This window comes from Symbiopectobacterium sp. RP (assembly GCF_050472005.1).
Classification (GTDB): Bacteria; Pseudomonadota; Gammaproteobacteria; order Enterobacterales; family Enterobacteriaceae; genus Symbiopectobacterium.
Genome location: NZ_JBGOGS010000002.1, coordinates 79164 through 104853, shown reverse-complemented (window position 1 = coordinate 104853; position 25690 = coordinate 79164). Strand labels below are relative to the sequence as shown.

Here is a 25690-nt window from a genome sequence, read left to right as displayed (position 1 = left end):
TCCATTGAGTGACATGGCTAAAAACCTGATTCTCTGGCTCGTCATCGCAGTGGTGCTGATGTCCGTATTTCAGAGCTTTGGGCCCAGCGAGTCAAATGGCCGCCGGGTGGACTATTCTACCTTCTTGACAGAGGTGAATCAGGAGCAGGTCCGTGAAACACGTATTAACGGGCGTGAGATTAACGTTACAAGAAAAGATGGCAACCGCTACACCACCTTCATTCCTGTTAACGATCCCAAGCTACTGGATAACCTGCTGACCAAGAATGTGAAAGTGGTTGGTGAACCGCCGGAAGAGCCGAGCCTGCTGGCATCGATCTTTATCTCTTGGTTCCCGATGCTGTTGCTGATTGGCGTCTGGATTTTCTTCATGCGTCAGATGCAAGGCGGTGGCGGTAAAGGCGCCATGTCCTTTGGCAAAAGCAAAGCGCGCATGCTGACCGAAGATCAAATTAAAACCACGTTTGCTGACGTCGCTGGCTGTGATGAAGCCAAAGAAGAAGTGAGCGAACTGGTGGAATACCTGCGTGAGCCTAGCCGCTTCCAGAAACTGGGCGGTAAAATTCCGAAAGGCATCCTGATGGTAGGGCCGCCGGGAACAGGTAAGACCCTGCTTGCCAAGGCGATTGCCGGTGAAGCGAAGGTGCCATTTTTCACCATTTCCGGTTCTGACTTTGTTGAGATGTTCGTGGGTGTCGGTGCATCTCGTGTGCGTGACATGTTCGAGCAGGCGAAAAAAGCCGCGCCTTGTATCATCTTCATTGATGAAATCGATGCCGTCGGTCGCCAACGTGGTGCGGGTCTGGGCGGTGGTCATGATGAACGTGAACAAACCCTGAACCAGATGCTGGTTGAGATGGATGGTTTTGAAGGCAATGAAGGCATTATCGTGATTGCCGCCACCAACCGTCCTGACGTGCTTGACCCTGCATTGCTGCGTCCGGGCCGTTTTGACCGTCAGGTAGTGGTTGGTCTGCCGGATGTTCGTGGTCGTGAGCAGATCCTGAAAGTGCATATGCGTCGCGTTCCCTTGGCGACGGATATGGATGCCTCACTGATTGCGCGCGGTACGCCAGGCTTTTCCGGTGCCGATCTGGCAAACCTAGTGAACGAAGCGGCACTGTTCGCTGCTCGCGGTAACAAACGCGTGGTTTCCATGGTGGAGTTCGAGAAAGCCAAAGACAAGATCATGATGGGTGCAGAACGCCGCTCTATGGTCATGACGGAAGCGCAGAAAGAATCTACCGCTTATCACGAAGCGGGCCATGCGATTATTGGTCGTCTGGTGCCGGAGCACGATCCGGTGCACAAAGTCACCATTATTCCGCGTGGTCGTGCGCTGGGTGTGACTTTCTTCTTGCCAGAAGGCGACGCGATCAGCGCCAGCCGTCAGAAGCTGGAGAGCCAAATTTCTACGTTGTACGGCGGTCGTCTGGCGGAAGAGATTATCTATGGTGCAGAAAAGGTATCCACCGGTGCCTCGAATGACATCAAAGTGGCAACGTCTATTGCGCGTAACATGGTAACGCAGTGGGGCTTCTCGGAAAAACTGGGGCCGTTGCTGTATGCAGAAGAAGATGGCGAAGTGTTTCTGGGCCGTTCTGTTGCCAAGGCCAAACACATGTCTGACGAAACGGCGCGCATTATCGATCAGGAAGTCAAATCGCTGATTGAGCGGAACTATGTGCGGGCACGTGAACTGTTGATGGCGAATATGGACGTGCTGCATTCGATGAAGGATGCGCTGATGAAGTACGAAACTATCGATGCGCCGCAAATTGATGATTTGATGTCACGCCGTGACGTGCGCCCGCCTGCGGGATGGGAAAGCGCACCGGCCAGCAACAATGAACCGGGCAACGGTGGCGCTACGCCGACCGCAGCACAGCCAAGCTGATAAGCGATAAGTGCAGCCCACAGCGTGCACAGTTATAGCAGCGTTATGTGATAGTGTTGTCCGGTCATAGCGCTGTTGACCCCCTCTTTTAAAACACCCTAGCTTGCCGGGGTTTTTCTTTATTGATAAACCGGCTGTTAAAGGAAGAAGGTGATGAAACTAATTGCCCGTGATGCCACTTTGGATCTCACTCATCCTCAAGTGATGGGGATTCTCAACGTTACGCCGGATTCATTTTCCGATGGCGGAAAATACACCGCTCTCGATGAGGCCATCCGCCATGCGCAAGAGATGGTCAACGCGGGGGCCACGCTGATTGATATCGGTGGCGAATCTACCCGTCCCGGTGCAGCGGATGTCAGCGTACAGGAAGAACTGGATCGCGTTATCCCAGTGGTTGAAGCCTTGGCGGCGCACTTTGATGCCTGGCTCTCGGTTGACACGTCCAAGCCCGAGGTGATTAGCGCAGCGGCGCAGGCTGGTGCGCATCTGATTAACGATATTCGTTCATTGCAGGAACCGAGCGCACTGGAAGCCGCAGCGGCAACCGGGCTACCTATTTGCCTGATGCATATGCAAGGCCAGCCGAAAACCATGCAACATAACCCGCACTATGACGATGTGGTGGCTGAGGTAAACGCCTATTTCCAACAGCAGATCGCCCGCTGCGCCGAGGTTGGCATTGAAAAAGATCGCCTGACGCTGGATCCCGGGTTCGGGTTCGGTAAGAATTTGTCGCATAATTACCGCCTCCTGGCACATTTGCAGGAGTTGCATCATTTTGGTTTACCGCTGCTGGTTGGGATGTCGAGAAAATCCATGGTGGGACAGCTACTTAATGTTCCTCCGCTCCAGCGCGTACATGGTAGCGTCGCCTGTGCGGTCATTGCTGCCATGCAGGGTGCGCATATTATTCGCGTACACGATGTAAAAGCGACGGTTGACGCGATGCGAGTTGTCGAAGCCACGTTGGCAGAGAAGGAATAATAACGAATGAGTAACCGCAAATATTTTGGTACGGATGGTGTGCGTGGCAAAGTGGGCGAGACGCCCATCACCCCGGATTTCGTGTTAAAACTTGGTTGGGCAGCCGGTAAGGTGCTGGCGAGCCACGGATCGCGCAAAATCATTATCGGAAAAGACACGCGTATTTCTGGCTATATGCTGGAATCCGCGCTGGAAGCCGGGCTTGCCGCCGCTGGGTTATCGGCTTCATTTACCGGCCCGATGCCGACACCCGCTGTGGCGTATCTGACGCGCACCTTCCGTGCTGAAGCGGGCATTGTTATCTCTGCATCACACAACCCCTACTACGACAATGGCATCAAATTTTTCTCTATTGATGGCACCAAACTGCCGGATGAAGTCGAAGAGGCCATCGAAGCGGAGCTGGATAAACCGCTGACCTGCGTGGAATCCGCTGAATTGGGAAAAGCGAATCGAATCGTGGATGCTGCCGGGCGCTACATTGAGTTTTGTAAGAGTACGTTCCCGAATGAACTGAGCCTGAGTGGGTTAAAAATTGTGGTGGATTGCGCCAATGGTGCTACTTACCACATCGCTCCGAGCGTGTTGCGTGAGCTGGGAGCAAAAGTGATTGCCATTGGCTGTGAGCCAGACGGCATGAATATCAACGAATCCTGCGGTGCAACAGATGTGCGTCAGCTTCAATCTCGCGTATTGGCGGAAAAGGCGGACGTTGGTCTGGCGTTTGATGGCGACGGCGATCGGTTGATCATAGTGGATCACGAAGGCAATAAGGTCGATGGCGATCAGATCCTCTACATCATTGCGCGTGAAGGGCTGCGCCAAGGGCAAATGCGCGGCGGTGCTGTGGGTACACTGATGAGCAACATGGGCCTGGAACTGGCATTGAAGCAACTGGGTATTCCGTTTGCTCGTGCCAAAGTGGGCGACCGCTATGTGCTGGAAAAAATGCAGGAGAAGGGCTGGCGCATCGGCGCAGAGAATTCCGGTCATGTCATTCTGCTGGATAAAACCACCACGGGTGACGGCATCATTGCTGGCCTTCAGGTGCTGACGGCGATGGTGCGCAACCATATGTCGCTGCACGATCTCTGTAGCGGCATGAAATTGTTCCCGCAGGTGTTGGTCAACGTGCGCTTCAACGGCAGCAGCGATCCGCTGGAAAGCGACGCGGTGAAAAACGTAGTGTCAGAGGTGGAGAAAACGCTGGCGGGACGCGGTCGCGTACTGTTGCGTAAGTCTGGTACGGAGCCTTTGATTCGCGTGATGGTCGAAGGGGAAGATGAAGCTCTGGTTGTCAGCCTTGCCAATCAGATTGCGGATATTGTGAAGGCTGCGCATTAATTTCTCTGGTATTGGGCTGTCTTTGTGGTCTATAACGAAGACAGCCTCTTTACCCATTGAGGAGTTTAGCCGTTTTTTCCGCAACCGCATTGATCTTTCTAAAATACACTTGCGTCACCCAGTGGGTTTAGTTAGTATTCAGACTCGCTCTACTAGGGACAAATGCTGTCCGCTGAGCGAGATGTGTGCGGTTTGCCGCGAGAATTTAGCCTCCTCATCGGATGATGGGGAAACAGTTACGGGTACTATCATGTACGAAGCTCTTTTAGTCATTTTCCTGTTGGTTGCACTAGGCCTAGTAGGTCTGATCATGCTGCAACAAGGTAAAGGTGCTGATATGGGTGCCTCGTTCGGAGCTGGGGCGTCTGCGACGCTGTTCGGTTCGAGCGGTTCCGGTAACTTTATGACACGTATGACCGCTGCATTGGCGACGTTGTTTTTCGTCCTCAGCCCGGTCTTAGGGAACATGAGTTCACATCAGAGCAAGGGCGGCAGTGAGTGGGATAATCTGGGCCAGCCAGCTCAGGTTGAACAGCCTGCTACGCCAGCAGCACCGGCTGCACCTTCTAGTGACATTCCCAAATAATTGACGGATTTCGGATGCCGAGGTGGTGGAATTGGTAGACACGCTACCTTGAGGTGGTAGTGCCCGATTGGGCTTACGGGTTCAAGTCCCGTACTCGGTACCAATAATAGGGATAGGAGCCGATCTCACGATCAGCTTCCTCCCACACCACCGTACATACGGATCCGTATACGGCAGTTCAGTTATGTTAATTGTCGCCCACCTTATATATCCGGCAGGCCCATTTCTCTGAACAGTCTATTTGGTAGGGCTATGCACAGCGCTGGTGACAGACTGATCCGCCATTGCTTGTGACAACTGCCCACTGTCTGGGCTGCAAGGTCCTTACCGACCCCTCTCACCCTGAGCTCGCTATAACGAGTCCGCCCTTTCTTCCACTGTTTCCACAGCAGACTGCGCAACCTCCTTCTTACCCACCCCAGCAGGTTGCGTGTCAGTGACGGTAACTCGTTCAGACTGTAGTATAGCCAACCGACTTAAAAATGATTACAACAGATGCCCTGATATGCGGCAAAAAAGCATAGCTGGCTGTTATCAAAATAATGTCGGTTGGCTATAACCCAGGAACTTACGTTCGCACGGTGGCGACACCGCGCTTTTCCGCTCATTAACCTTCAGTTTCAGTCTCTTCTCCAGCCAGTGGGTGATGCTTTCCTTCACACGTTTACCGACTCTTTCGCTTCTGACGTAGATATTGCTGTCGTCTGCGTAGCGGACGTGCTTCAGGGCGCACTTTTCAAGCTCGCGATCCAGTTCATCCAGCAACACATTCGACAACAGGGGCGACAACGGACCACCCTGCGGTGTGCCTTCCATCTGTGGGCTGACCAGCCCTGCCTGCATGATTACAGCATTCAGGAAGGCCCGGATAAGCTTTAACACCCGCTTATCCGTTATCCGCTTTGCCACCCGGCTCATCAGTACATCGTGGTTTACCCGGTCAAAGAATTTTTCGAGGTCGATGTCCACCACCCAGTGGTGGCCTTCTTCCACGTATCTCTTTGCTCGCTTCACCGCATGATGCGCTGACCTGCCAACGCGGAACCCATATAGCCAAGCGACTTAATTTTGATTACACCATATGGACTGAGAACAAAATCTCTGTATCGCAACCACTCTCTCTTTTTTTGCTTGTGCCCATTTATGCTCAATGGGGTTAAGATCTGGCGAATATGTAGGCAAATACTTCACCATATACCCTGCATCGATGATGACTTGTTGAATATTATGTTTTTTGTGAAAAGTTGCATTGTCCATCACGATTACCCTGTTTTTAGGGAGTACTGGGATAAGGACTTGTGTGACCCAGGAATAGAAAACATCGCTGTTAATATTGATATCAAATAATCCGATAGCAAACAGCGTTGTGCCTAATAACGCGCCGATAACATTTGTTCTTCCCTTGCCTCCCCCGTTCTTCAGGCCAAAACACCGTTGACCTTTTGGGGAATAGCAGTGAGCCCGTGGGGTATCGTGTGGAAAACCACTTTCATCAATAAAAACAATAGGTTTGCCTTCTTTTTCATACTGTTGTATTTTTTGTTGAAATGCTTGCCGGGCGCTTTCGTCGCCTTTCGGATGGCGTAGAGTTTTTTTTATAGGTCAATCCCAGCTTTTTAAGAGCTTGCCAAATGGCCTTCTGACAAACGCCAAAACGCTCTGCACGTTCTTTTTGGTAAGCATCTGGATATGGTTCAACATCTTTTATCAACTCGGATTTATCGCTCTTTCGCTGACGCGTGGTCGATGCTTTTGACGCTATTTGATTAATCCAACGCGATACAGAGGCAGGGCCAATCCGAAATTGCTTCGCTGTTTCTCGGATACTCAACCCTTCTTCTTCCCGTGTAGATATTACTTTACTTCTAAAATCAATTGAATAGCTCATTTAAATAATGTGATCAAAATTAAGTCGTTTAGCTATAGCTGCTTTCACTGAAGGTCGGATCCCACTGGCTTTGCAGCACCTGCATCACTGCCTGCTGGATGAACCTGTCCATTACCGTCGGGATTCCCAGTTGTCGGGTTCCTCCCTCGGGTTTCGGTATGTCCACCCTGCGGACGGGCTGAGGTTTGTATCTGCCAGCCAGCAGGTTACTCCGCAGTTCCGGCCACTGGTGTTTCAGATGGTCGGGGAGTTCGCTCACGCTTATTCCGTCCACACCCGGCGCGCCTTTGTTGGCTTTTACTCTTTTCAGCGCCTGCTTCAGATTTTCTTGGTTGAGGATAACCTCCATGAGACTATCCCCGGACGACGGGCTTTCCCGCTCCGGTTGTGTCTGGACGGTTTCAGCCCCTGATGGGGCAGGAGTCGGGGCTTCACCCCTTCTGCTCTCATCGGGGTCGCATTGCGTTTTTTGCTGCATGACCGTTCAGAACCTCCGGCGATACTCGCCACTCATCACTGTTCGGGCCTTCAGGTTTCCCCTACTATGCCCTCTGCTGACTTCTGCATAGCGATCAGCGCACCTCACGATGAGCTCAGTCCTGAATGCAGGACGCTATGCAGACCTCCCGGGGTAAGCACGACCCCCTTCACCACACACCTGCCTGATTTACTCACTCGACCGTTGATGGTTATGGCCTTCGCGATCATATGCTCGCTCTGCCGATCGGATGAGCCTTGTATCAGGTTTCTGTTCGTCAGGTCATGGCTTTGCTCCACGCTTCCTTCAGACCCCACCTCGCGATGACGCCATTGCACTTCGCTAGTCCTTCGCCACCATCAGGGAGGCTGTACACGAGATTGTATAATTGCCTGATTTTGATATGTTCAATCCAACATCAAAAGCAGGTTACTTTATGGACGAAAAACAGTTACAGGCTCTGGCTAACAAGCTGGCCAAAAATCTCAAAACCCCTGACGCTCTCAACCCGTTTGATCGCCTGCTGAAAAAGATCTGCGTTGAAGCTGCCCTTAATGCTGAAATGACCCATCACCTCGGGCATGAGAAGCACCAGTCCAAATCTGGAACTAACACGCGCAATAGCTACTCCACAAAGACTGTTATAGCCAACCGACTTAAAAATGATTACAGCCAATGCCCTGATATGCGGAAAAAAAGCATAGTTGGCTGTTATCAAAATAATGTCGCTTGGCTATACACATCATAAAGGGTTAAAAACCACCATAGCAAAGTGGGCAAGTTCTTCCGGGGTATAGTCTGCTAATAATGTCAAGGTATTTAGCAGGATGGATAGTCCGGCAAGCAGCGCTGGGGCGCTTTCTTTACGCCCTCGTTTTTGTTGTCGTCCGGATAATCGGCAAATTAACTGACGGGCTGCCGCATTGTCGTCTCCTTCAGCGCGTTGCAGCCGCCATACCAGCACACATGCCATGCTAGTGCGTAGCAGGGCACCAGCACTGCACTGAAGCCATTTTTCTACATCATGACCGGCACCTTTCAGCAGCTTAAAAAAGGATTCAATACCCCAGCGCCAGTAATACCAGCGAGCGACTTCCGCGCTGGTGAGCTCGTTGCTAACGTTTGTGAGCAGCGTCCAGCGTCCGATAAATTTACCGTGAGTATTGGTAAGGCGAACCACAACTAATCTGAGTGTCAGAGCTACGCCTGGCTGAACTTTCACTCGCCGTCCGGTGCTCTTGTCTTTCCGCTTCGGTTTTGCTGTTCGCGTTATGATCACGGATGTTTCCCCGATCTCCATATTGGCTTTTTTCCCTTTCCAGCCAACCTGTCCGTTTGCGATAAATGGCAGATCGTCTGCAATTTCACCAATTTTACGGGTGTCACCGCCCCACTCGGCCCGATGCCCTTCCTTTCCCCGGATAAGCCAACATATTCCCTGGGAGCTTAATGTGCGCATATGCCCGATAGAGTCACCTTCACGGTCAATGAGATGAACTAACTTCTTCCCGGTATCAAGAGACTCAACGCGGGTGATATCAGCCGTCAAAGCATCCATATGAGTCAGACTCTCAGACAAGCCCTCGGTTAGCGTTGAACGACAACCCGCCCTATCGGTTAGAGTTTGAGACAGGGGCGCTATTGGTAAACCATTTGCAGCATCAACCAGTAGGCTGGTTTGTAGTTCATAACCGACGTCGCCACCATGCGTCATTTTCAAACGTTCTTCTTTCCCATTGTGGGTACGAAACTGTAAATGAGACCAGTCGTGAACGACGGGAGCGTATGGATGCGGGCTAAGTGCAACTTGCCGGAGAGCCAGCGAAATAATCGGTTCATTGAGCTGACTGAAGCTAATACGTTCATTATTAAAAAAACGCCAAACGGCCTGAGTAGTGGCGAATGTTGTTTTCTGCGCGCAGGCAAGGTCTTTAACGGCTGACGCCAATGGTGCTGGGGGAGTCATGTGTTGGTTAACCAGACGCTGATAACGCCGGTTAAGGCGGGCATCAATCCCACCGATGGATAAGTTGAGATCATGCAGCAACGTAATAGAAGATATTGCAAAAGATGTGTAGATACCTATGCTTCGGAGGCCAGCAGGACGGCTTTGATGCGATCACAAACACGCTTATCACGACTGGTGTCATGAAGGTGTTCGAGTTCGGCTTTTTGCTTGTCGATAGGCTTTGTTGAATAAACATATTTTATGCTGCACCCCCGGTGAAACGACAGATCCTCGCAACGCAAAATCATGCAGTTAGGCCTCATAAGAAAACTGTAAACCTGAGGTGACAAGCATTTTCCACCAAAACTGGCTTGGCAAAACAGCATGACTCACTATTATTCAACAAAGCCTTGTCGATAATAAATATCTTCATAGTGGGTGAGCATGATCTTCTTATTACCGCGTAAAATCAAGCATCTTCAATGATCACGGGTATAAATCACCTTTATCACTGCAATGGCATAAGTAATTTCAAAAAAAATCACAACGTCATTCAAGCTCATTATTAACCACAACATACAGAAACGTAAAAACCATTTAAAATATCGAATTTCAAAAAAAATATGTAATTGATATTTAAATAAAAATTAATACAAAACATCAATAAATAATATAAAAATCAAACAGTAAAAAATAAAGAAAAAGGGTCTATCCAGCGACATGAAAATGAATATCCTCATAGCACTACTCGTGGCACAAAGGGTTGCCTCAAAATCTGAGTATGATAGGGTATGGCGTGTTTTCACCTTCATCAGGACAGAAATATAGAACGATAAATTACAGAGGAATTTTATCATTTCATGGCAATAAAACTCGAAGTAAAGCATCTCTATAAAATATTTGGCGAGCACCCTGACAGGGCATTCAAACTGATAGACAAAGGGCTAAACAAAGATCAGATCTTTGAAAAAACCGGGCTCACTGTCGGCGTGAAAGACGCCAATCTGGCCATTGAAGAAGGCGAGATATTCGTCATCATGGGATTATCCGGCTCGGGTAAATCCACACTGGTACGCCTTCTCAATCGTCTGATTGAACCGACTCGCGGTCAGGTACTGATCGACGGCGAAAACGTCGCCGAGGTATCAGACACAGAACTGCGCGCCCTGCGCCGCAAAAAAATCAGCATGGTGTTCCAGTCATTCGCCTTGATGCCGCACCTGAGCGTGTTGGCTAACACCGCGTTTGGCATGGAGTTGGCAGGTGTCGATAAAGCACAGCGTGAACAGAAAGCGCTCGAAGCACTGCAACAGGTAGGCCTCGAAGCTTATGCCAATACCTATCCGGATGAGCTTTCTGGCGGGATGCGCCAACGCGTCGGTCTGGCGCGTGCACTGGCAAACGATCCCGATATTCTGCTGATGGATGAAGCGTTTTCAGCGCTCGATCCGCTTATCCGTACTGAAATGCAAGATGAGTTGGTGAAACTGCAATCGCGCCACCAGCGTACCATCGTGTTTATTTCACACGATCTGGACGAAGCCATGCGCATCGGCGATCGCATCGCCATCATGCAAGGTGGTGAAGTGATCCAGGTCGGCACACCGGATGAAATTCTCAATAACCCGGCTAATGACTATGTGCGTACCTTCTTCCGTGGTGTGGATATCAGCCACGTGTTCAGTGCGAAAGACATTGCGCGTCGTCGCCCCGTTACCTTGATCCGCAAAGCGCCCGGCGTTGGGCCGCGCTCGGCGCTCAAGATCCTACAGGATGATAATCGTGAATATGGCTACGTGCTGGAAAAAGGGAAAAAATTTATCGGCGTCGTGTCTATCGATTCGCTGAAAAAAGCACTGCACGCGCAAGAACCGCTGGAACAGGCTTTGCTGCCAGACCCTGCCCCCGTGCCCGCAGATATGTCACTCAACGAACTGATTTTACAGGTTGCACAGGCCCCCTGCGCCGTACCGGTCATCGGTGAGAACAGTGAATATATCGGCATTATTTCCAAGGGCATGCTGTTACAGGCATTAGACAAGGAGGGCAGCAACAATGACTAACGCAACCAATCCGTGGGAAACCACGAAAACACCGGTCAATGCTGCCGAACAGGCAGCCACCAGCAGCAATGGCGATCCTTGGTCATCGGCAGCACAAAGTGCATTGGCTTCGGGTGACGCTGCAACTAACAGTGCAGATGCGTGGGGCGCACCCGCTCAGGATGCCGCCCAGTCTGGAGCTGATTGGCTGAACAGCGCCCCAGCACCGGCTCAGGAACACTTTTCGCTGTTAGATCCGTTCAAAGACACGTTGATTCCGTTGGATCATTGGGTCACCGGAGGGATCGACTGGCTGGTACTGCATTTCCGTCCGCTGTTTCAAGGCATTCGCGTGCCGGTTGACATCATTCTCAACGCTTTCCAGCAGGCGCTGCTAGGCATGCCAGCCCCGGTCGCCATCTTGGTGTTCTCCCTTATCGCCTGGCAGATGTCATCACTGGGTATGTGTGCGGCAACGCTGATATCGCTGGTCGCCATCGGTGCTATCGGTGCGTGGTCACAGGCTATGGTCACGCTGGCACTGGTATTAACCGCCCTGTTCTTTTGCATGCTGCTTGGTTTGCCGCTCGGCATCTGGCTGGCGCGCAGTGAGTGTGCGGCAAAAGTGGTGCGCCCGCTGCTCGACGCCATGCAAACCACACCGGCGTTTGTGTATCTGGTGCCGATTGTCATGCTGTTTGGCATCGGGAATGTGCCCGGCGTGGTGGTCACGATTATCTTTGCGCTGCCACCGATTGTACGTTTGACCATCCTCGGTATCCGGCAGGTGCCCGCCGATCTGGTAGAAGCCGCTGAGTCCTTTGGAGCCAGTCCGCGCCAGATGCTGTTCAAAGTACAGTTGCCGTTGGCAATGCCCACCATCATGGCGGGTGTTAACCAAACGCTGATGCTCGCACTCTCCATGGTGGTTATTGCTTCGATGATCGCAGTGGGAGGATTGGGGCAGATGGTGCTGCGCGGTATCGGGCGTCTGGATATGGGACTGGCTGCCGTAGGCGGCGTCGGGATCGTTATTCTTGCCATCATTTTGGACCGATTGACCCAGTCTCTGGGGCGTGACCGCCGTAGCCGTGGTAATCAATCCTGGTATCGCACCGGTCCGTTGGGGCAAATTTTACGCCCGTTCACGCGTTAATCACACGACAACATAAAAGAGGGATAAAACCATGATGCAGAAAATCGGATTCTGGGCTGTTGCCCTGATTGCCGCGCTGACAGGCTCGCCGCTCTATGCCGCCGATCAGCCAGGCAAAGGAGTCAGTGTTCAGCCCGTGCAGAGCACAATTTCGGAAGAAACCTTCCAGACGTTGCTGGTCAGCCGTGCACTGGAGAAACTGGGCTACGACGTGCAACCCATTCGCGAAGTGGATTACAATGTTGCCTATATGTCCATCGCATCCGGCGATGCCACCTTCACCGCCGTCAACTGGGATCCGCTTCAGGCAGACATGTACAAAGCGGCTGGCGGTGATACCAAATTTTACCGCGACGGGGTTTACGTTGCTGGTGCAGCGCAGGGCTATCTGATCGACAAAAAGACAGCGGAAAAGTACCAGATCACCAACGTTGAGCAATTTAAAGATCCTGAGATCGCCAAGCTGTTTGATACCAACGCTGATGGCAAAGCGGACCTGATCGGTTGTGCACCGGGTTGGGGTTGTGAAGCCGCCATCAACCATCACCTTCAGGCTTACGGATTGAGCAACACGGTCGAGCACAATCAGGGTAACTACGCCGCGATGATCGCAGATGCCATTACCCGCTATAAAGAAGGCAAACCTATCTTCTATTACACTTGGACACCGTACTGGGTCAGCGATGTGCTGGTACCGGGGCGCGACGTTGTCTGGTTACAGGTGCCTTTCTCTTCTCAACCGGGAGAAATGAAAGGCTCCAGCACCAAGCTGGCTAACGGCAACGACTACGGCTTCCCCGTGAATAATATTCGCATCGCAGCGAACAAAGCGTGGGCAGAGAAAAATCCGGCAGCTGTCAAACTGTTTGCCATCATGAAGCTGCCATTGGCCGACATCAACGCGCAAAACATGCAGATGCGCAGCGGAGAGAGCAGCCAGAAAGATATCGAACGCCATGTGGATGGCTGGATCAAGGCACATCAGGTACAGTTTGATGGTTGGATAAAAACCGCCGCTGAGGCGGCCAAGTAACTGGATAGCGTCACGTTGTTATTCACTCACAGGCCCACTTGGGCCTTAAACTGATGTCAAAGCTCGTCGTCCTCGGCGTAGGCCGGGGACCTTTGTCAGGAAGAATGTGTTTCGCCTGTGGGAGATTCCCACCTACGCGGGAATGACAGAGAGTGTATGGGAATGGCCGAGCCTGTTTAAGATTTTGTGTAAATGCCTTTCCTCAGAAGTGACCGTCAAGGCGGTCACCGAACTCGATAATAAAGCGACTCATTGCCATACGCCAGTCCTGTAAGGGCATCGTCCATTTCTGTGATGCCGCCTGGATTGCCAGCCATACGACCTTCTTCACCGAGTCATCAGTCGGGAACACCTTGCGTTTCTTGATTGCATGCCGGAGCACGCTGTTCAGTGATTCTATAGCGTTCGTCATGTAGATTACCTTGCGAAGTTCCTGGGGGTACGAGAAGAATGTCGACAGGTTGGCCCAGTTTGATTGCCAGCTCCGGCTTATCTGTGGATAGCGGTGATCCCATGTCCCACTGAACGTCTCCAGCGCCTGAAGCCATAGGTATCTACACATCTTTTGCAATATCTGCTATTACGTTGCTGCATGATCTCAACTTATCCATCGGTGGGATTGATGCCCGCCTTAACCAGCGTTATCAGCGTCTGGTTAAGCAACACATGACTCCCCCAGCACCATTGGCGTCAGCCGTTAAAGACCTTGCCTGCGCGCAGAAAACAACATTCGCCACTACTCAGGCCGGTTGGCGTTTTTTTAATAATGAACGTATTAGCTTCAGTCAGCTCAATGAACCGATTATTTCGCTGGCTCTCCGGCAAGTTGCACTTAGCCCGCATCCATACGCTCCCGTCGTTCACGACTGGTCTCATTTACAGTTTCGTACCCACAATGGGAAAGAAGAACGTTTGAAAATGACGCATGGTGGCGACGTCGGTTATGAACTACAAACCAGCCTACTGGTTGATGCTGCAAATGGTTTACCAATAGCGCCCCTGTCTCAAACTCTAACCGATAGGGCGGGTTGTCGTTCAACGCTAACCGAAGGCTTGTCTGAGAGTAGGACTCATATGGATGCTTTGACGGCTGATATCGCCCGTGTTGAGTCTCTTGATACCGGGAAGAAGTTAGTTCATCTCATTGACCGTGAAGGTGACTCTATCGGGCATATGCGCACATTAAGCTCCCAGGGAATATGTTGGCTTATCCGGGGAAAGGAAGGGCATCGGGCCGAGTGGGGCGGTGACACCCGTAAAATTGGTGAAATTGCAGACGATCTGCCATTTATCGCAAACGGACAGGTTGGCTGGAAAGGGAAAAAAGCCAATATGGAGATCGGGGAAACATCCGTGATCATAACGCGAACAGCAAAAGCGAAGTGGAAAGACAAGAACACCGGACGGCGAGTGAAAGTTCAGCCAGGCGTAGCTCTGACACTCAGATTAGTTGTGGTTCGCCTTACCGATACTCACGGTAAATTTATCGGACGCTGGAGGCTGCTCACAAAAGTTAGCAACGAGATCACCAGCGCGGAAGTCGCTCGCTGGTATTACTGGCGCTGGGGTATTGAATCCTTTTTTAAGCTGCTGAAAGGTGCCGGTCATGATGTAGAAAAATGGCTTCAGCGCAGTGCTGGTGCCCTGCTACGCACTAGCATGGCATGTGTGCTGGTATGGCGGCTGCAACGCGCTGAAGGAGACGACAATGCGGCAGCCCGTCAGTTAATTTGCCGATTATCCGGACGACAACAAAAACGAGGGCGTAAAGAAAGCGCCCCAGCGCTGCTTGCCGGACTATCCATCCTGCTAAATACCTTGACGTTATTAGCAGACTATACCCCGGAAGAACTTGCCCACTTAGCTATGGTGGTTTTTAACCCTTTATGATGTGTAGATACCTATGGATTCAGACTGGGGCCACCACCGTTGCAGTGGCCTATTGCCCCAGTTTTTGCAAATGTGCCCTGAACGCCTCGGCATTCATAAAACCCGTAATGCGTGAGTCGGGAATCTCCCGGCCATTACTGTCAAAAAAGAGTATGGTTGGTAACCCCATAACCTGAAATTTTTTCAGCAATGCATTTTGCTGCGCGTTGTTGGCGGTCACATCCGCCTGAAGAAGTTGAAACCTGGCCAGATCCCGTTTGACGTCCGTATCGCTGAAAGTGTATTTCTCAAACTCTTTGCAGGCTACACACCAGTCGGCATACAAATCCAGCATGGCAGGCTGCTGGCTGCTCGCCAGAGATTGGTTTACTTGCTCCAGATTATGCACCGGTGTAAATGGCAGAGAAATGGTATGAGCGGTGCTGGCCTGGCTTGATGACGGCATTAGCCACTCTTGCAGTGGACGAGCGGCGGTCACGGCACCAATCAAAAGCAGCAGTTGTATCAAACGCATACCGCGCCAATGGCTGCGCAAACCCAGCATGCTCAGCCAAGCCAGGAAGAAAATCACCACCAGGCTCCACAGACGCGCTCCCCAAGTATCGCCTACAACGCGTTCCAGCAGAAAAATAGGCAAGGCCAGAATGACAAACCCAAAAGCGGTTTTGATGTGCTGCATCCAGGGGCCGCTACGGGGTAAAAAGCGATTGCCAAACAGGGTTACTGCAATAAGCGGCAAGCCCATGCCAAGCGCGTAGAGATAAAGAATGCCGCCACTGGCGACGCTATTACCGCTTTGCGCAATATAGAGCAGGATGGCGCTGAGAGGGGCGGTGGTGCAGGGCGAGCAAATCAGCCCAGCCAATGCCCCCATGCAAAAGACTCCGCCAAGAGAGCCGCTTTGTTGCCGATTGCTCCACTGTGCCAGACGCGTTTGTATGGCGGAGGGCATCTGTAGGTTATAGAGACCAAACATCGACAGCGCGAGTGCGATAAACAGCAGTGACAAGCCGATCAACACGGCCGGATGCTGTAGCGCCGCCTGAAAACGCAGTCCTGCTGCCGCGATGATAATGCCCAGCAGCGTGTAGGTCAGAGCCATGCCTTGCACATAGGTGAACGCCAGCAGCAGGGTACGGCGGGCGGATAATTGCTGTTTCCGGCCAAGAATCAGCCCGGAAATCAGTGGGTACATTGGGAGTATGCAGGGGGTGAAGGCAACACCGATACCGATTAACAACGACCAAAGTGGAGAAAATGGAAGTTGTGCTGGTGCTACAGGTGCTGTGACGGTTGGCGCTGTATTGCTGGGCATTGGCTGGAGGCCTGCGGTCACTGTACTTAATGGAATTTCCCGCGTTTCATGTGGGTAGCAAAAACCCGCATCGGCGCAGCCCTGATAGGTAACACGCACCGTTGCGCCCGCCGTGCTCTGCGTAATAGGGACGGTTACTGTGAGACTATCGCGAAAGATTGCCACTTCTCCAAAAAAATCGTCTTTGTGCGGCAGGCCAGCGGGTACGGATATGTCGCCGAGCAAGGCTTGGCTGGGAGTAAGACTGATTTTGTCGCGATAGAGGTAATAGCCTGGTTGGATTTGCCAGCGTAGCGTCAGCGTCTCTTGCTGTTGCTGAAAATCGAAAGCAAATGCGCGATCTACCGTCAAAAAGCGGCTGTTTTGTACCGGAGATGACGGCGCAAACAGGGATGCGCCTGCCAGTTGAGGGCAGATCAGCGTGCTTAACAGCAGGATCAGCGTAAGGATGTGGTTAGCCATGTCAGGTAATCTTTGTCGCCATCCGTGATCGGAACCACCAGCAGTTCCGGCGTTTGATAAGGGTGTTGCTGTTTCAGGCGTTGCAGCAGCGCAAGTTGGTGCAAGGTATCGCTCTTGATCACTAGTTGCACTTCCTGTTGCAGCTCCAGCTTACCTTCCCAGACATAGAAAGAGTGCGCGCCCGGCAGTACTGTGACACAGGCTGCCAGCCCGGCATTGAGCACATCCGTCGCCAGCTGTTGTGCTATGGGTTCGTCAGGTGCAGTACACAGGACAACGATGGCGGTGCAGCTCGCAGAATTTTCCATGGTCACCCCAGTGAAAGAGGAACTGGGGGTACTATACCCTGCTTTGGGGGCCGAGGGGAATGGATGCCGCCCGGGGTGAATACCGAAGGGACGTTACAGCACCAGATTCCCGAGAACAAAGCCAAAGATGACGGATAGCGTAATCGCCAGAACGCTAGGTATAGTCAACCGACTTAAAAATGATTACAGCCAATGCCCTGATATGTGGCAAAAAAATACAGCTAATTGTTATCAAAATAATATCGCTTGGCTATATCGGCGCTTTATTAGGCACAACGCTGTTTGCTATGAGCCTGTTTAAGATTTTGTGTAAATGCCTTTCCTCAGAAGTGACCGTCAAGACGGTCACCGAACTCGATAATAAAGCGACTCATTGCCATACACAAGTCCTGTAAGGGCATCGTCCATTTCTGTGATGCCGCTTGGATTGCCAGGCATACGACCTTCTTAACCGAGTCATCAGTCGGGAACACCTTGCGTTTCTTGATTGCATGCTGGAGCACGCTGTTCAGTGATTCTATAGCCAAGCGACATTATTTTGATAACAATTAGCTGTATTTTTTTGCCACATATCAGGGCATTGGCTGTAATCATTTTCAAGTCGTTTTGCTATATCTAGCAATGGTGAAACTGGGCTGCATCCGCTTGTTTTACCGCCGGTTACGCAATTAAGGGACACTGCCTAGCATGAGGAATGCACGAAAACCCCACGATCGCAGAAAAACCCTACAAATTCTGGCTAATTGTCAGCATTGTAAACCACTTGTCATTAAATGATAATGATTGCTATTATCCTATAACGCGTTGACGCATAAGAAGCCGCCAGACAGGTTATTGCCTGTGTCAGAGTGGCTCAGATCCTATTGTTGTGGATCGGTAGCACGTCACTACGCGTGTTGTGGTGTAAGCAACCATCACTTTGACAGAGGGAGAACTATGCGCGTTTTAGTGGTTGATGACGACTCGGTGTTGTGCCATTGGCTTGGTGTAAAGCTGCACTCACATGGTTATGCCTGCAATATTGTTCATGATGGCGAACATGCGCTCAAAGCCATTAAAGATGAAATTTATGACGTGGTGCTGTTGGATCGGATGCTACCAACGTTAGACGGTTTTAGCGTACTGCGTGAGCTGCAAGGGTCGCGTCATCCGCCTATCATGCTGCTTTCAGCGTTGGATCGCGATGTGGATCGCGTGATGGGGCTGGAACTGGGTGCCGAAGATTATCTGGGTAAGCCTTTTAATTTCAATGAGTTGCTTTTGCGCTTAGAGATTATGGTGCGCAGAGGAAAACCGCAGGAGGCACCGTCATCGCTGTTGACGTTTGAAGATCTGCAACTTGATCGTCTGCAACGGGTTGCCTGGCGGAGCGGGCAACGCATCGATCTTACCGATAAAGAGATCAAGCTGCTGATCATTTTGATGGAAAACCCAGGGCAGGTGATCACACGTACGCTATTGTTGGAGCGCGTCTGGGGGTATCACTTCGATCCTCAGACCAACCTGATCGATGTTCATATGTCCAAACTGCGGGCCAAGATCGACAAAGGCTTTCCCCGGCCGCTGATCAAAACGTTAAGATCGATGGGCTATGCCCTAGGTGCAGTGGAAAAAACGGATGTCGCGTAGCGTACACAATGAACCTGCGCTGAGATGGCCGGGTAACGGATGGCGTGAGAAAATTCGCCATTTGTGCGTGCACGGTGCAAACCGTTATCCGGTGTTTCTGCGCACCTCGCAGTTTCGCCAATTTATTACGTTGGTTTTCCTGTTTTTGCTGATGGTGCTGTGCTGCATTGTCGGTTTCAGCGTGTTGAGTGAAACGCTGATCCGCACACACGTGCGCGACGTCATACTGGGCAATATCCATAACCATGCAACCCAATCACGGCTGACCGACACGTCTACGCTGATCGCCCAGCTCAAACGCGATAATCAGGCAAAAACCGACGAGTTGCCTCTGTTTCTGGTGATGAGCAAGCAGGGCGAGATTCTCTACCGCAATGCGGGTTGGATGCTGCCTGGGCCAAATCATACCGCGTGCAAAATGGATGTCCCTTGCCTGAAGGCGCTACTGCTTGAAAAGGGGGCGCTGAAGGCCAGCGACCAGCACCGCAGCGCACCCGAGAGCAACCTGGTCGGTATGTCGGTGGCGCTGGATGATGGTGGCGTGTTGTTCACCGCCTATAATCTGCGTCCGATGCTGGAACGTATTCGCACTATTCCACTGGTGGCGGGGGCAGGGCTGTTTGTTGTGCTGTTGTTTTCTCTGGTTGTCAGCAGACATTTCAGTTTACGCAGCCTGCGCAGCGTCGAGCGGATCCGTACCGCGCTGCACCGCTACAGCGCCGGTGAACAGTACGTTCGTATGCCGCTCTCAACGCGTGATGACGATTTCCATAGCCTGAGCAACGACATTAACCAGAATCTGGAGCGCATTGAACGCCTGATGGAGCAGGTGCGCAGCACCTCAAGTCACATTGCCCATGAATTACGTACGCCGCTGACGCACCTGCAAAACCGGTTGTACAACCTGACCGAGCGACAAGGTCTTGAGCATGAGATGCGTGAGGAGTTGCATCAGGCGGTGGAAGAGGTGCACAAGATTTTGGAGCTGTTTCGCACTGTCATGCGTATCGGAGAGATTGAAAGCGGGCGCTGTGTGCATCAATTTGCCCGCTTTGAGGTGCGCCCGTTATTGGAAGAGGTATCTGAATATTATCAACCGTTAGCAGATGCACACCAGTGCCAATTGCTGATTGATGCACCTGCTGGGACACAACTTTTTGGCGATCGGGCGTTGCTGTTTCAGGCGCTGGCGAATCTGATCGAAAACGCGCTGAAGTATGCTGCTCAAGGTAAAGCGATTACCCTGAGCGTCACCCTTTATCGCGGCTGGACAGCACTGCGTGTTTCCGATCGTGGCCCTAGTATTCCCGAAAACCTGCACGCCACGGCGTTGGAACGTTTTCAACGCCTTGAAGGGGCACAGCAGCAGCCCGGTTTCGGGCTTGGCCTGTCGCTGGTGAAAGCCATTGCCGAACTGCACGGTGGTCAACTCTGCATGGCATCGGCCAATCCCGGTTTACACGTTTATCTGTGCTTAAAACCTACCTGACATCGTACAGCGTTGAGACGACTGCGCCTAAAGGCATAGGTATCTACACATCTTTTGCAATATAGCCAAGCGACTTAATTTTGATTACACCATATGGATTGAGAACAAAATCTCTGTATCGCAACCACTCTCTTTTTTTGCTTTTTGCTTGTGCCCATTTATGCTCAATTGGGTTAAGATCTGGCGAATATGTAGGCAAATACTCCACCATATACCCTGCATCGATGATGACTTGTTGAATATTATGTTTTTTGTGAAAAGTTGCATTGTCCATCACGATTACACTATTTTTAGGGAGTACTGGGATAAGGACTTGTGTGACTCAGGAATAGAAAACATCGCTGTTAATATTGATATCAAATAATCCGATAGCAAACAGCGTTGTGCCTAATAAAGGAGCCTGTACACGAGATTGTGTAATTGCCTGGTTTTTATATGTTCAATCCAACATCAAAAGCAGGTTACTTTATGGACGAAAAACAGTTACAGGCTCTGGCTAACGAGCTGGCCAAAAATCTCAAAACCCCTGACGCTCTCAACCCGTTTGATCGCCTGCTGAAAAAGATCTGCGTTGAAGCTGCCCTTAATGCTGAAATGACCCATCACCTCGGGCATGAGAAGCACCAGTCCAAATCTGGAACTAACACGCGCAATGGCTACTCCACAAAGACTGTTAGCACCGGCGATGGTCCGCTGGAACTGCGTACACCACGTGATCGTGATGGTTCCTTTGAACCGCAACTGGTGAAGAAGGACCAGACCCAGCTCACCGGGATGGATAACCAGATTTTATCGTTGTATGCCAAAGGGATGACCACCCGCGAAATTGCCGCTGCGTTCAAAGAGCTGTATGACGCGGATGTCTCACCCACCCTGGTATCGAAGGTCACCGATGCCGTTATGGAGCAGGTTGTTGAATGGCAAAATCGCCCCCTGGATGCGGTTTATCCCATTGTTTACCTTGACTGTATCGTTCTGAAAGTCCGGCAGGACAGCCGCGTTATCAATAAGTCTGTGTTCCTAGCGCTGGGTATCAATATCGAAGGCCAGAAAGAGCTACTGGGGATGTGGCTGGCCGAAAATGAAGGCGCAAAGTTCTGGCTGAACGTGCTGACAGAACTGAAAAACCGTGGCCTGACCGACGTCCTCATTGCCTGTGTGGACGGCCTGAAAGGGTTCCCGGATGCCATCAACACGGTCTACCCGGAAGCCCGCATCCAGTTGTGCATCGTGCACATGGTGCGCAACAGTCTGCGCTTCGTTGCCTGGAAGGACTATAAGGTGGTAACACGCGACCTAAAAGCAGTGTATCAGGCTCCAATCGAAGAGGCCGCGCTTCAGGCACTGGAGACGTTCGGTTGGACATGGGATCACCGCTATCCGCAGATAAGCCGGAGCTGGCAGTCAAACTGGGCCAACCTGTCGACATTCTTTTCGTACCCTCAGGAACTTTGCAAGGTAATCTACACGACGAACGCTATAGAATCACTGAACAGCGTGCTCCGGCATGCAATCAAGAAACGCAAGGTGTTCCCGACTGATGACTCGGTGAAGAAGGTCGTATGGCTGGCAATCCAGGCGGCATCACAGAAATGGACGATGCCCTTACAGGACTGTTCGGTTACCTCGGCGGCTCCGTTGCAGCCAGCGCCATCGTCGGCTACACCGTTGACTTCTTCGGTTGGGATGGCGGCTTTATGGTGATGATCGGCGGCAGTGTCATGGCGGTAGTACTGCTGTTTATCACCATGATCAATGAGAAGAAACATAAGGCGGAAATGGAGAAACGCGCCTAATCGCAAGCTCCTTCTGTCTGCTGGCGGCCTTGGCCGCCAGCAACATCCTCACACCGCAGAGAGAAACTGACGACGCAACGCGTGCGCTACCGCATCGTCCGCATTGCTGCCAATGACTTCCAGTTGCGGCAGTAAATCTTTCAGGCGCTGATGCGCGTTGCGCATAATGCATCCTTTACCGGCCATCGACAGCATTTCAAAATCGTTCATGCCATCGCCAAACGCAATGCACGACGTCAGGGTATGCCCCATCAGTTTGGCGACTTGCTCCAACGCATGGCCCTTGGATACGCCGCCCGCCATTACTTCCAGACAGCTCAGCGTGGAAAAGCTCACGTTAACCCGATCGCCCCAGCGGGCATTGATCGCCTCTTCCAACGGCAGCAGCTTCTCATGGCTGTCACAGGTGAAGAACACTTTACTCACACCATCAGTGCCGAGCAGGCCCAGTTCAAACAGTTTGTATTTGAATACTGACTCCTGAAAAAAGCGTTCCTCTTCTGGACGAGAGCGGCTCATAAACCATTCATCGTCACGGTAGACGTGCGTCAGCATCTCCGGGTTCCGGTACACCATACCGTAGAGGTCGTGTGCAATATCCTGATCCAGATTGTGACTGAAGATCAGTTCCCCCTGGGTATTGTGCACGCGCGCGCCGTTAGAGGTGATCATAAAGGCGCTGATGCCCAGCCCGTCACGAATCTGCGCTACATCCAGATGATGCCGCCCGGTGGCAAACACAAAGTGAATGCCCTGTGCGGTCAGCAGTTTCAGGGTCTCTTTGGCGAATGGAGACAGCGTGTGGTCTGGCGACAGCAGCGTGCCATCTAAATCGGAAGCAACGATGTGATACATAACAGTGAACTCTCACCTCTAAGGGGAATGGCGCGGCGTTGGCCGCAACATTTACGGATATTGTGCAAAATGGTTGAGAATATGGGTAAACACCTGTGACCGAATCCCATCTTCTTCGAATAACAGTTCATGGCGGGCACCCGCAATCACCACCGGAGTACCACCAACACAGGGGTGTCCGGCTTCAGCCAACGCCTGACAAAACGCATCCTGACTGTGATTATCCACCACTATATCCTCCTGTGCCTGAAGCAGCAGCAAGGGGGGGGTAATGTGCGCAGCCAATGCCATCAGTTCACGCCCGGCAGCCATCGATTCCCGCATCCAGTGATAGGTCGGGCCGCCAACGCGCAGGCCGGGTTCATCGGCATAGGCACGCGCGCTGCGACGGTAACGCTCACGGCTGTGCGTTAGCACGTTGATCAAATAGGGCAGCGGACGCCATTGCCCAGTGCCGATAGCATAATAATCGCGAATGCGCGGGTGCAGTTCCGCCCAAGCAACAATGCGTGAAGCCAGCCAGCCCGGCATCGGCAATTTAATGCCACACATGGGCGCACACAGCGCCACGGCATCGAATGCATCCGGCCGACGTGCCAAAAAATGCCCCAAGATCGCACCGCCCATTGAGTGGGCGAGCGCAAAGCAGCGCTGGTAGCGCAAGGGCTCGGCCGTTTTCACCGCATCCACATGGTGCAACCAGAATTGCTCGACGTCGTCTACGTAGTCACCAAAGCATACCACATGGCCACGATTACCGTCTTCCAGCATCCGCCCGGAGCGCCCTTGGCCGCGGTGATCCATGATCAGCACATCATAACCCGCCTGGAACAAATCGTAGGCGACTTCACCATACGTTACATAGCTTTCTATGCGGCCGGGAAACACCACCACCAAACGCGTGTGCTCTGGAGCGGTAAAGCGTACAAAGCGGATCGGCACATCATCAACGCCGGGAAATTCCCCCTCTTCACGCTGACGCCAGAAATCCAACAGCGTCCCGGTGACGAAGGCAGAAAACTGTTTTTCTCTTAATAATAGGCCGGAAATTTCGAGTGACATCACGTTTCTCCTTGCTGCACGACACCGCGCTAGCCCCCTGCCACGCGGGGACTACCAGAGAGTTTTGTGATCGCTGGCACAACAATCAGCAATGGCGTATTGTGGCACATTCGGTCGTAATGTTTAACCACGTAACGCATCGGTAAACCCTTCAGTTTCCGTTGCGGCGATCGCAAACAATGCCAATGCAACAACATGCAATCAGGAAGCAGCTATGACCCTCGACTGGTGGTTAACCTATCTTCTCACAACGCTTATTCTCAGCCTTTCTCCGGGGTCCGGGGCTATCAATACCATGAGCACTGCCATCAGTCACGGCTATCGCGGTGCGGCGGCATCCATCGCTGGGCTGCAAGTCGGGCTGGCTATCCATATCGTATTGGTCGGTATCGGTCTTGGCGCGCTGCTATCGCAATCGCTGCTGGCTTTTGACATTCTGAAATGGCTCGGTGCAGCTTATCTGATCTGGCTCGGTATCCAGCAGTGGCGCGCGGCTGGTTCACTCGATCTGCATGCGCTGGCGGGCACCCTGCCACGCCGCCAGCTGTTTCGTCGTGCCGTTCTGGTCAACCTCACCAACCCGAAAAGCATCGTTTTTCTGGCGGCGCTGTTCCCACAGTTTATCGTGCCGCATCAGCCGCAGGTTGCTCAGTATCTGATTTTTGGGGTGATGATCGGTTACGCCACGCTCGCCACTCGCATTGCTGTATGGCTGAAAGGGCCGCGCCAAGTCCGCCTGCTCAACCGGCTGTTTGGCTCGTTGTTTATGCTGGTCGGCGCGCTACTGGCAACGGCGCGTAAGGTGTAATCCGTCACTCGCCGCCAACCGGCGGCGAGGATAAAACAGCTGGAGTGCTACGTCATGCTCGCTTAACGCGAAATAATCAGATGTAGCCCAAAGCCGGTAAACAGCCCCCCGCCAGACCATCAATCCATTTAGCCAAACGCTGATAGCCACGGCGCATTGTAGGCAAGGCAAACACCATTGCCACCAAGTTAAACCACAGCAGCGTTTCAAGAGAGATTAATGCAAACAGCCCCCAGCGCGCACTGGTGCCAACGCTGTCGCCCACAAACAGAGAGAATACGCTGCCGAAATAGATAAGCGCTTTCGGGTTAACGAGGTTGGTCAGCAAACCGTGTATAAAGGTTTTCCCTTTCGAAGGCAGTTCTACCGTTTCAACCGTTTGCAGCTCCCCTTTGCGACGCGCTGCGCGCAACATCTGCCATCCCATCCAGCACAGATACAATCCACCGCCGATAGTAATAGCATCGTGCAACCACGCCATTTTTTGCAGTAACAGGTGCAACCCCACCAACGCAATGGCCGCCCACACCATTACCCCCAGAGAAATCCCCAGAACGCCCATCATGGCTTCTTTGCGCGAGCGACTCGCCGCCGTCTGGGAAACAAAAAAGAAATCCGGTCCCGGGCTCATCAATGCCACGAAGTGCACCATCGCCACGGTCAAAAACGACATCATGATATTTTCCTTTTTTACCACAGAGTCTAGAAATTCAAGTC

General features: G+C 52.0%; 26 protein-coding genes, 1 tRNA gene and 4 pseudogenes. 15 read left to right on the top strand and 16 right to left on the bottom strand.

Annotated elements, in window-relative coordinates:
* Nucleotides 1–13 precede the first annotated feature (13 nt).
* From ftsH to ACD630_RS18375, 5 genes are all read left to right on the top strand, one after another.
* Complete coding sequence (gene ftsH, locus ACD630_RS18395) at nt 14–1897, top strand: ATP-dependent zinc metalloprotease FtsH (protein WP_430361177.1); 1884 nt, start codon at nt 14–16, stop codon at nt 1895–1897.
* A gap of 153 nt (nt 1898–2050) precedes the next feature.
* Nucleotides 2051–2884 carry a dihydropteroate synthase gene (gene folP / locus ACD630_RS18390; RefSeq protein ID WP_430360219.1) on the top strand — a complete coding sequence of 278 codons (834 nt, stop codon included), beginning with the start codon at nt 2051–2053 and terminating at the stop codon, nt 2882–2884.
* Nucleotides 2885–2890: 6 nt separating this feature from the next.
* Entirely contained in the window at nt 2891–4228 is a 1338-nt protein-coding gene (gene glmM / locus ACD630_RS18385; protein WP_430360218.1) for a phosphoglucosamine mutase, read from the top strand.
* A 250-nt stretch (nt 4229–4478) separates the two neighbouring features.
* Nucleotides 4479–4814: a preprotein translocase subunit SecG gene (gene secG / locus ACD630_RS18380; protein ID WP_430360217.1), complete on the top strand. Its 336-nt coding sequence runs from the start codon at nt 4479–4481 to the stop codon at nt 4812–4814.
* 16 nt (nt 4815–4830) lie between these two features.
* Nucleotides 4831–4917: transfer RNA gene (locus tag ACD630_RS18375), tRNA-Leu, on the top strand.
* 100 nt (nt 4918–5017) lie between these two features.
* On the opposite strand, the gene ACD630_RS18370 is transcribed toward ACD630_RS18375, so the two are convergent.
* The 5 genes from ACD630_RS18370 to ACD630_RS18350 form a co-directional block, all read right to left on the bottom strand.
* Nucleotides 5018–5236, bottom strand: a complete 219-nt coding sequence (locus ACD630_RS18370; protein ID WP_430361176.1) for a hypothetical protein — start codon at nt 5234–5236, stop codon at nt 5018–5020.
* A gap of 112 nt (nt 5237–5348) precedes the next feature.
* The gene (locus tag ACD630_RS18365) at nt 5349–5828 is read right to left on the bottom strand and encodes a reverse transcriptase domain-containing protein (RefSeq protein WP_430360216.1); all 480 of its coding nucleotides are present in this window, start codon (nt 5826–5828) and stop codon (nt 5349–5351) included.
* A 48-nt stretch (nt 5829–5876) separates the two neighbouring features.
* Nucleotides 5877–6413: an IS630 family transposase gene (locus ACD630_RS18360; RefSeq protein ID WP_430361175.1), complete on the bottom strand. Its 537-nt coding sequence runs from the start codon at nt 6411–6413 to the stop codon at nt 5877–5879.
* Nucleotides 6337–6702, bottom strand: a complete 366-nt coding sequence (locus tag ACD630_RS18355; protein WP_430360215.1) for an IS630 transposase-related protein — start codon at nt 6700–6702, stop codon at nt 6337–6339. Before ACD630_RS18355 ends, ACD630_RS18360 begins: the two co-directional genes overlap by 77 nt.
* A gap of 28 nt (nt 6703–6730) precedes the next feature.
* Complete coding sequence (locus tag ACD630_RS18350; protein ID WP_430360214.1) at nt 6731–7051, bottom strand: reverse transcriptase domain-containing protein; 321 nt, start codon at nt 7049–7051, stop codon at nt 6731–6733.
* A 565-nt stretch (nt 7052–7616) separates the two neighbouring features.
* Here ACD630_RS18350 and ACD630_RS18345 point away from each other — a divergent pair.
* Nucleotides 7617–7826: pseudogene (locus ACD630_RS18345) on the top strand (IS256 family transposase); the annotation flags it as partial.
* Nucleotides 7827–7922: 96 nt separating this feature from the next.
* Here ACD630_RS18345 and ACD630_RS18340 read toward each other — a convergent pair.
* The gene (locus ACD630_RS18340; RefSeq protein ID WP_430360213.1) at nt 7923–9227 is read right to left on the bottom strand and encodes a transposase; all 1305 of its coding nucleotides are present in this window, start codon (nt 9225–9227) and stop codon (nt 7923–7925) included.
* 35 nt (nt 9228–9262) lie between these two features.
* Entirely contained in the window at nt 9263–9436 is a 174-nt protein-coding gene (locus ACD630_RS18335; protein WP_430361311.1) for a hypothetical protein, read from the bottom strand.
* 552 nt (nt 9437–9988) lie between these two features.
* Here ACD630_RS18335 and proV point away from each other — a divergent pair.
* From proV to proX, 3 genes are read left to right on the top strand one after another with little or no spacing between them, the layout of a single operon-like run.
* On the top strand, nt 9989–11191 hold the full coding sequence (gene proV, locus ACD630_RS18330) for a glycine betaine/L-proline ABC transporter ATP-binding protein ProV (protein WP_430360212.1): 1203 nt from the start codon (nt 9989–9991) through the stop codon (nt 11189–11191).
* Complete coding sequence (gene proW / locus ACD630_RS18325; protein ID WP_430360211.1) at nt 11184–12326, top strand: glycine betaine/L-proline ABC transporter permease ProW; 1143 nt, start codon at nt 11184–11186, stop codon at nt 12324–12326. The genes proV and proW overlap by 8 nt, the downstream gene beginning before the upstream one ends.
* Before the next feature lie 34 nt (nt 12327–12360).
* Entirely contained in the window at nt 12361–13359 is a 999-nt protein-coding gene (proX, locus tag ACD630_RS18320) for a glycine betaine/L-proline ABC transporter substrate-binding protein ProX (RefSeq protein ID WP_430361174.1), read from the top strand.
* Between the two features lie 202 nt (nt 13360–13561).
* Here the strand turns inward: proX and ACD630_RS18315 are convergent.
* A pseudogene (locus ACD630_RS18315) lies at nt 13562–13903 on the bottom strand (transposase); the annotation flags it as partial.
* Nucleotides 13904–13944: 41 nt separating this feature from the next.
* On the opposite strand from ACD630_RS18315, the gene ACD630_RS18310 reads away from it, so the two are divergent.
* On the top strand, nt 13945–15249 hold the full coding sequence (locus ACD630_RS18310; RefSeq protein ID WP_430360210.1) for a transposase: 1305 nt from the start codon (nt 13945–13947) through the stop codon (nt 15247–15249).
* Nucleotides 15250–15298: 49 nt separating this feature from the next.
* Here ACD630_RS18310 and ACD630_RS18305 read toward each other — a convergent pair whose 3' ends face one another.
* Entirely contained in the window at nt 15299–17026 is a 1728-nt protein-coding gene (locus ACD630_RS18305; protein WP_430360209.1) for a protein-disulfide reductase DsbD, read from the bottom strand.
* Nucleotides 17002–17334 carry a divalent cation tolerance protein CutA gene (cutA, locus tag ACD630_RS18300; RefSeq protein WP_430360208.1) on the bottom strand — a complete coding sequence of 111 codons (333 nt, stop codon included), beginning with the start codon at nt 17332–17334 and terminating at the stop codon, nt 17002–17004. Before cutA ends, ACD630_RS18305 begins: the two co-directional genes overlap by 25 nt.
* A gap of 179 nt (nt 17335–17513) precedes the next feature.
* On the opposite strand from cutA, the gene ACD630_RS18295 reads away from it, so the two are divergent.
* Nucleotides 17514–17729, top strand: coding sequence for a hypothetical protein (locus tag ACD630_RS18295; protein WP_430360207.1), 216 nt, complete (start codon nt 17514–17516; stop codon nt 17727–17729).
* Here ACD630_RS18295 and ACD630_RS18290 read toward each other — a convergent pair.
* Together ACD630_RS18290 and ACD630_RS18285 are read right to left on the bottom strand one after the other, a co-directional pair.
* A pseudogene (locus tag ACD630_RS18290) lies at nt 17658–17858 on the bottom strand (IS256 family transposase); the annotation flags it as partial. The gene ACD630_RS18295 and the pseudogene ACD630_RS18290 sit on opposite strands and share 72 nt — an antisense overlap.
* Nucleotides 17794–17928 carry a hypothetical protein gene (locus ACD630_RS18285; protein WP_430360206.1) on the bottom strand — a complete coding sequence of 45 codons (135 nt, stop codon included), beginning with the start codon at nt 17926–17928 and terminating at the stop codon, nt 17794–17796. The gene ACD630_RS18285 and the pseudogene ACD630_RS18290, both read right to left, overlap by 65 nt.
* Before the next feature lie 342 nt (nt 17929–18270).
* On the opposite strand from ACD630_RS18285, the gene ACD630_RS18280 reads away from it, so the two are divergent.
* Both ACD630_RS18280 and ACD630_RS18275 read left to right on the top strand, forming a co-directional pair.
* Nucleotides 18271–18963: a response regulator transcription factor gene (locus ACD630_RS18280; protein ID WP_430360205.1), complete on the top strand. Its 693-nt coding sequence runs from the start codon at nt 18271–18273 to the stop codon at nt 18961–18963.
* Nucleotides 18953–20452 carry a sensor histidine kinase gene (locus ACD630_RS18275; RefSeq protein ID WP_430361173.1) on the top strand — a complete coding sequence of 500 codons (1500 nt, stop codon included), beginning with the start codon at nt 18953–18955 and terminating at the stop codon, nt 20450–20452. The genes ACD630_RS18280 and ACD630_RS18275 overlap by 11 nt, the downstream gene beginning before the upstream one ends.
* A 43-nt stretch (nt 20453–20495) precedes the next feature.
* Here ACD630_RS18275 and ACD630_RS18270 read toward each other — a convergent pair whose 3' ends face one another.
* Complete coding sequence (locus tag ACD630_RS18270; protein WP_430361172.1) at nt 20496–20759, bottom strand: transposase; 264 nt, start codon at nt 20757–20759, stop codon at nt 20496–20498.
* Between the two features lie 161 nt (nt 20760–20920).
* Between ACD630_RS18270 and ACD630_RS18265 the strand changes: the two genes are divergently transcribed.
* Complete coding sequence (locus tag ACD630_RS18265) at nt 20921–22156, top strand: IS256 family transposase (protein ID WP_430361171.1); 1236 nt, start codon at nt 20921–20923, stop codon at nt 22154–22156.
* A gap of 140 nt (nt 22157–22296) precedes the next feature.
* Here the strand turns inward: ACD630_RS18265 and yigL are convergent, their stop codons facing one another.
* Nucleotides 22297–23103, bottom strand: coding sequence for a sugar/pyridoxal phosphate phosphatase YigL (gene yigL / locus ACD630_RS18260; protein ID WP_430360204.1), 807 nt, complete (start codon nt 23101–23103; stop codon nt 22297–22299).
* Between the two features lie 51 nt (nt 23104–23154).
* Nucleotides 23155–24165 (bottom strand): lysophospholipase L2, encoded by a 1011-nt coding sequence (gene pldB, locus ACD630_RS18255; RefSeq protein ID WP_430360203.1) that lies wholly within the window; start codon nt 24163–24165, stop codon nt 23155–23157.
* Between the two features lie 214 nt (nt 24166–24379).
* Here pldB and rhtB point away from each other — a divergent pair, with 214 nt between their 5' ends.
* Nucleotides 24380–24973, top strand: coding sequence for a homoserine/homoserine lactone efflux protein (gene rhtB / locus ACD630_RS18250; protein ID WP_430360202.1), 594 nt, complete (start codon nt 24380–24382; stop codon nt 24971–24973).
* Nucleotides 24974–25035: 62 nt separating this feature from the next.
* On the opposite strand, the pseudogene rhtC reads toward rhtB, so the two are convergent.
* Nucleotides 25036–25652 (bottom strand): annotated as a pseudogene (rhtC, locus tag ACD630_RS18245) (threonine export protein RhtC).
* Between the last annotated feature and the right edge of the window lie 38 nt (nt 25653–25690).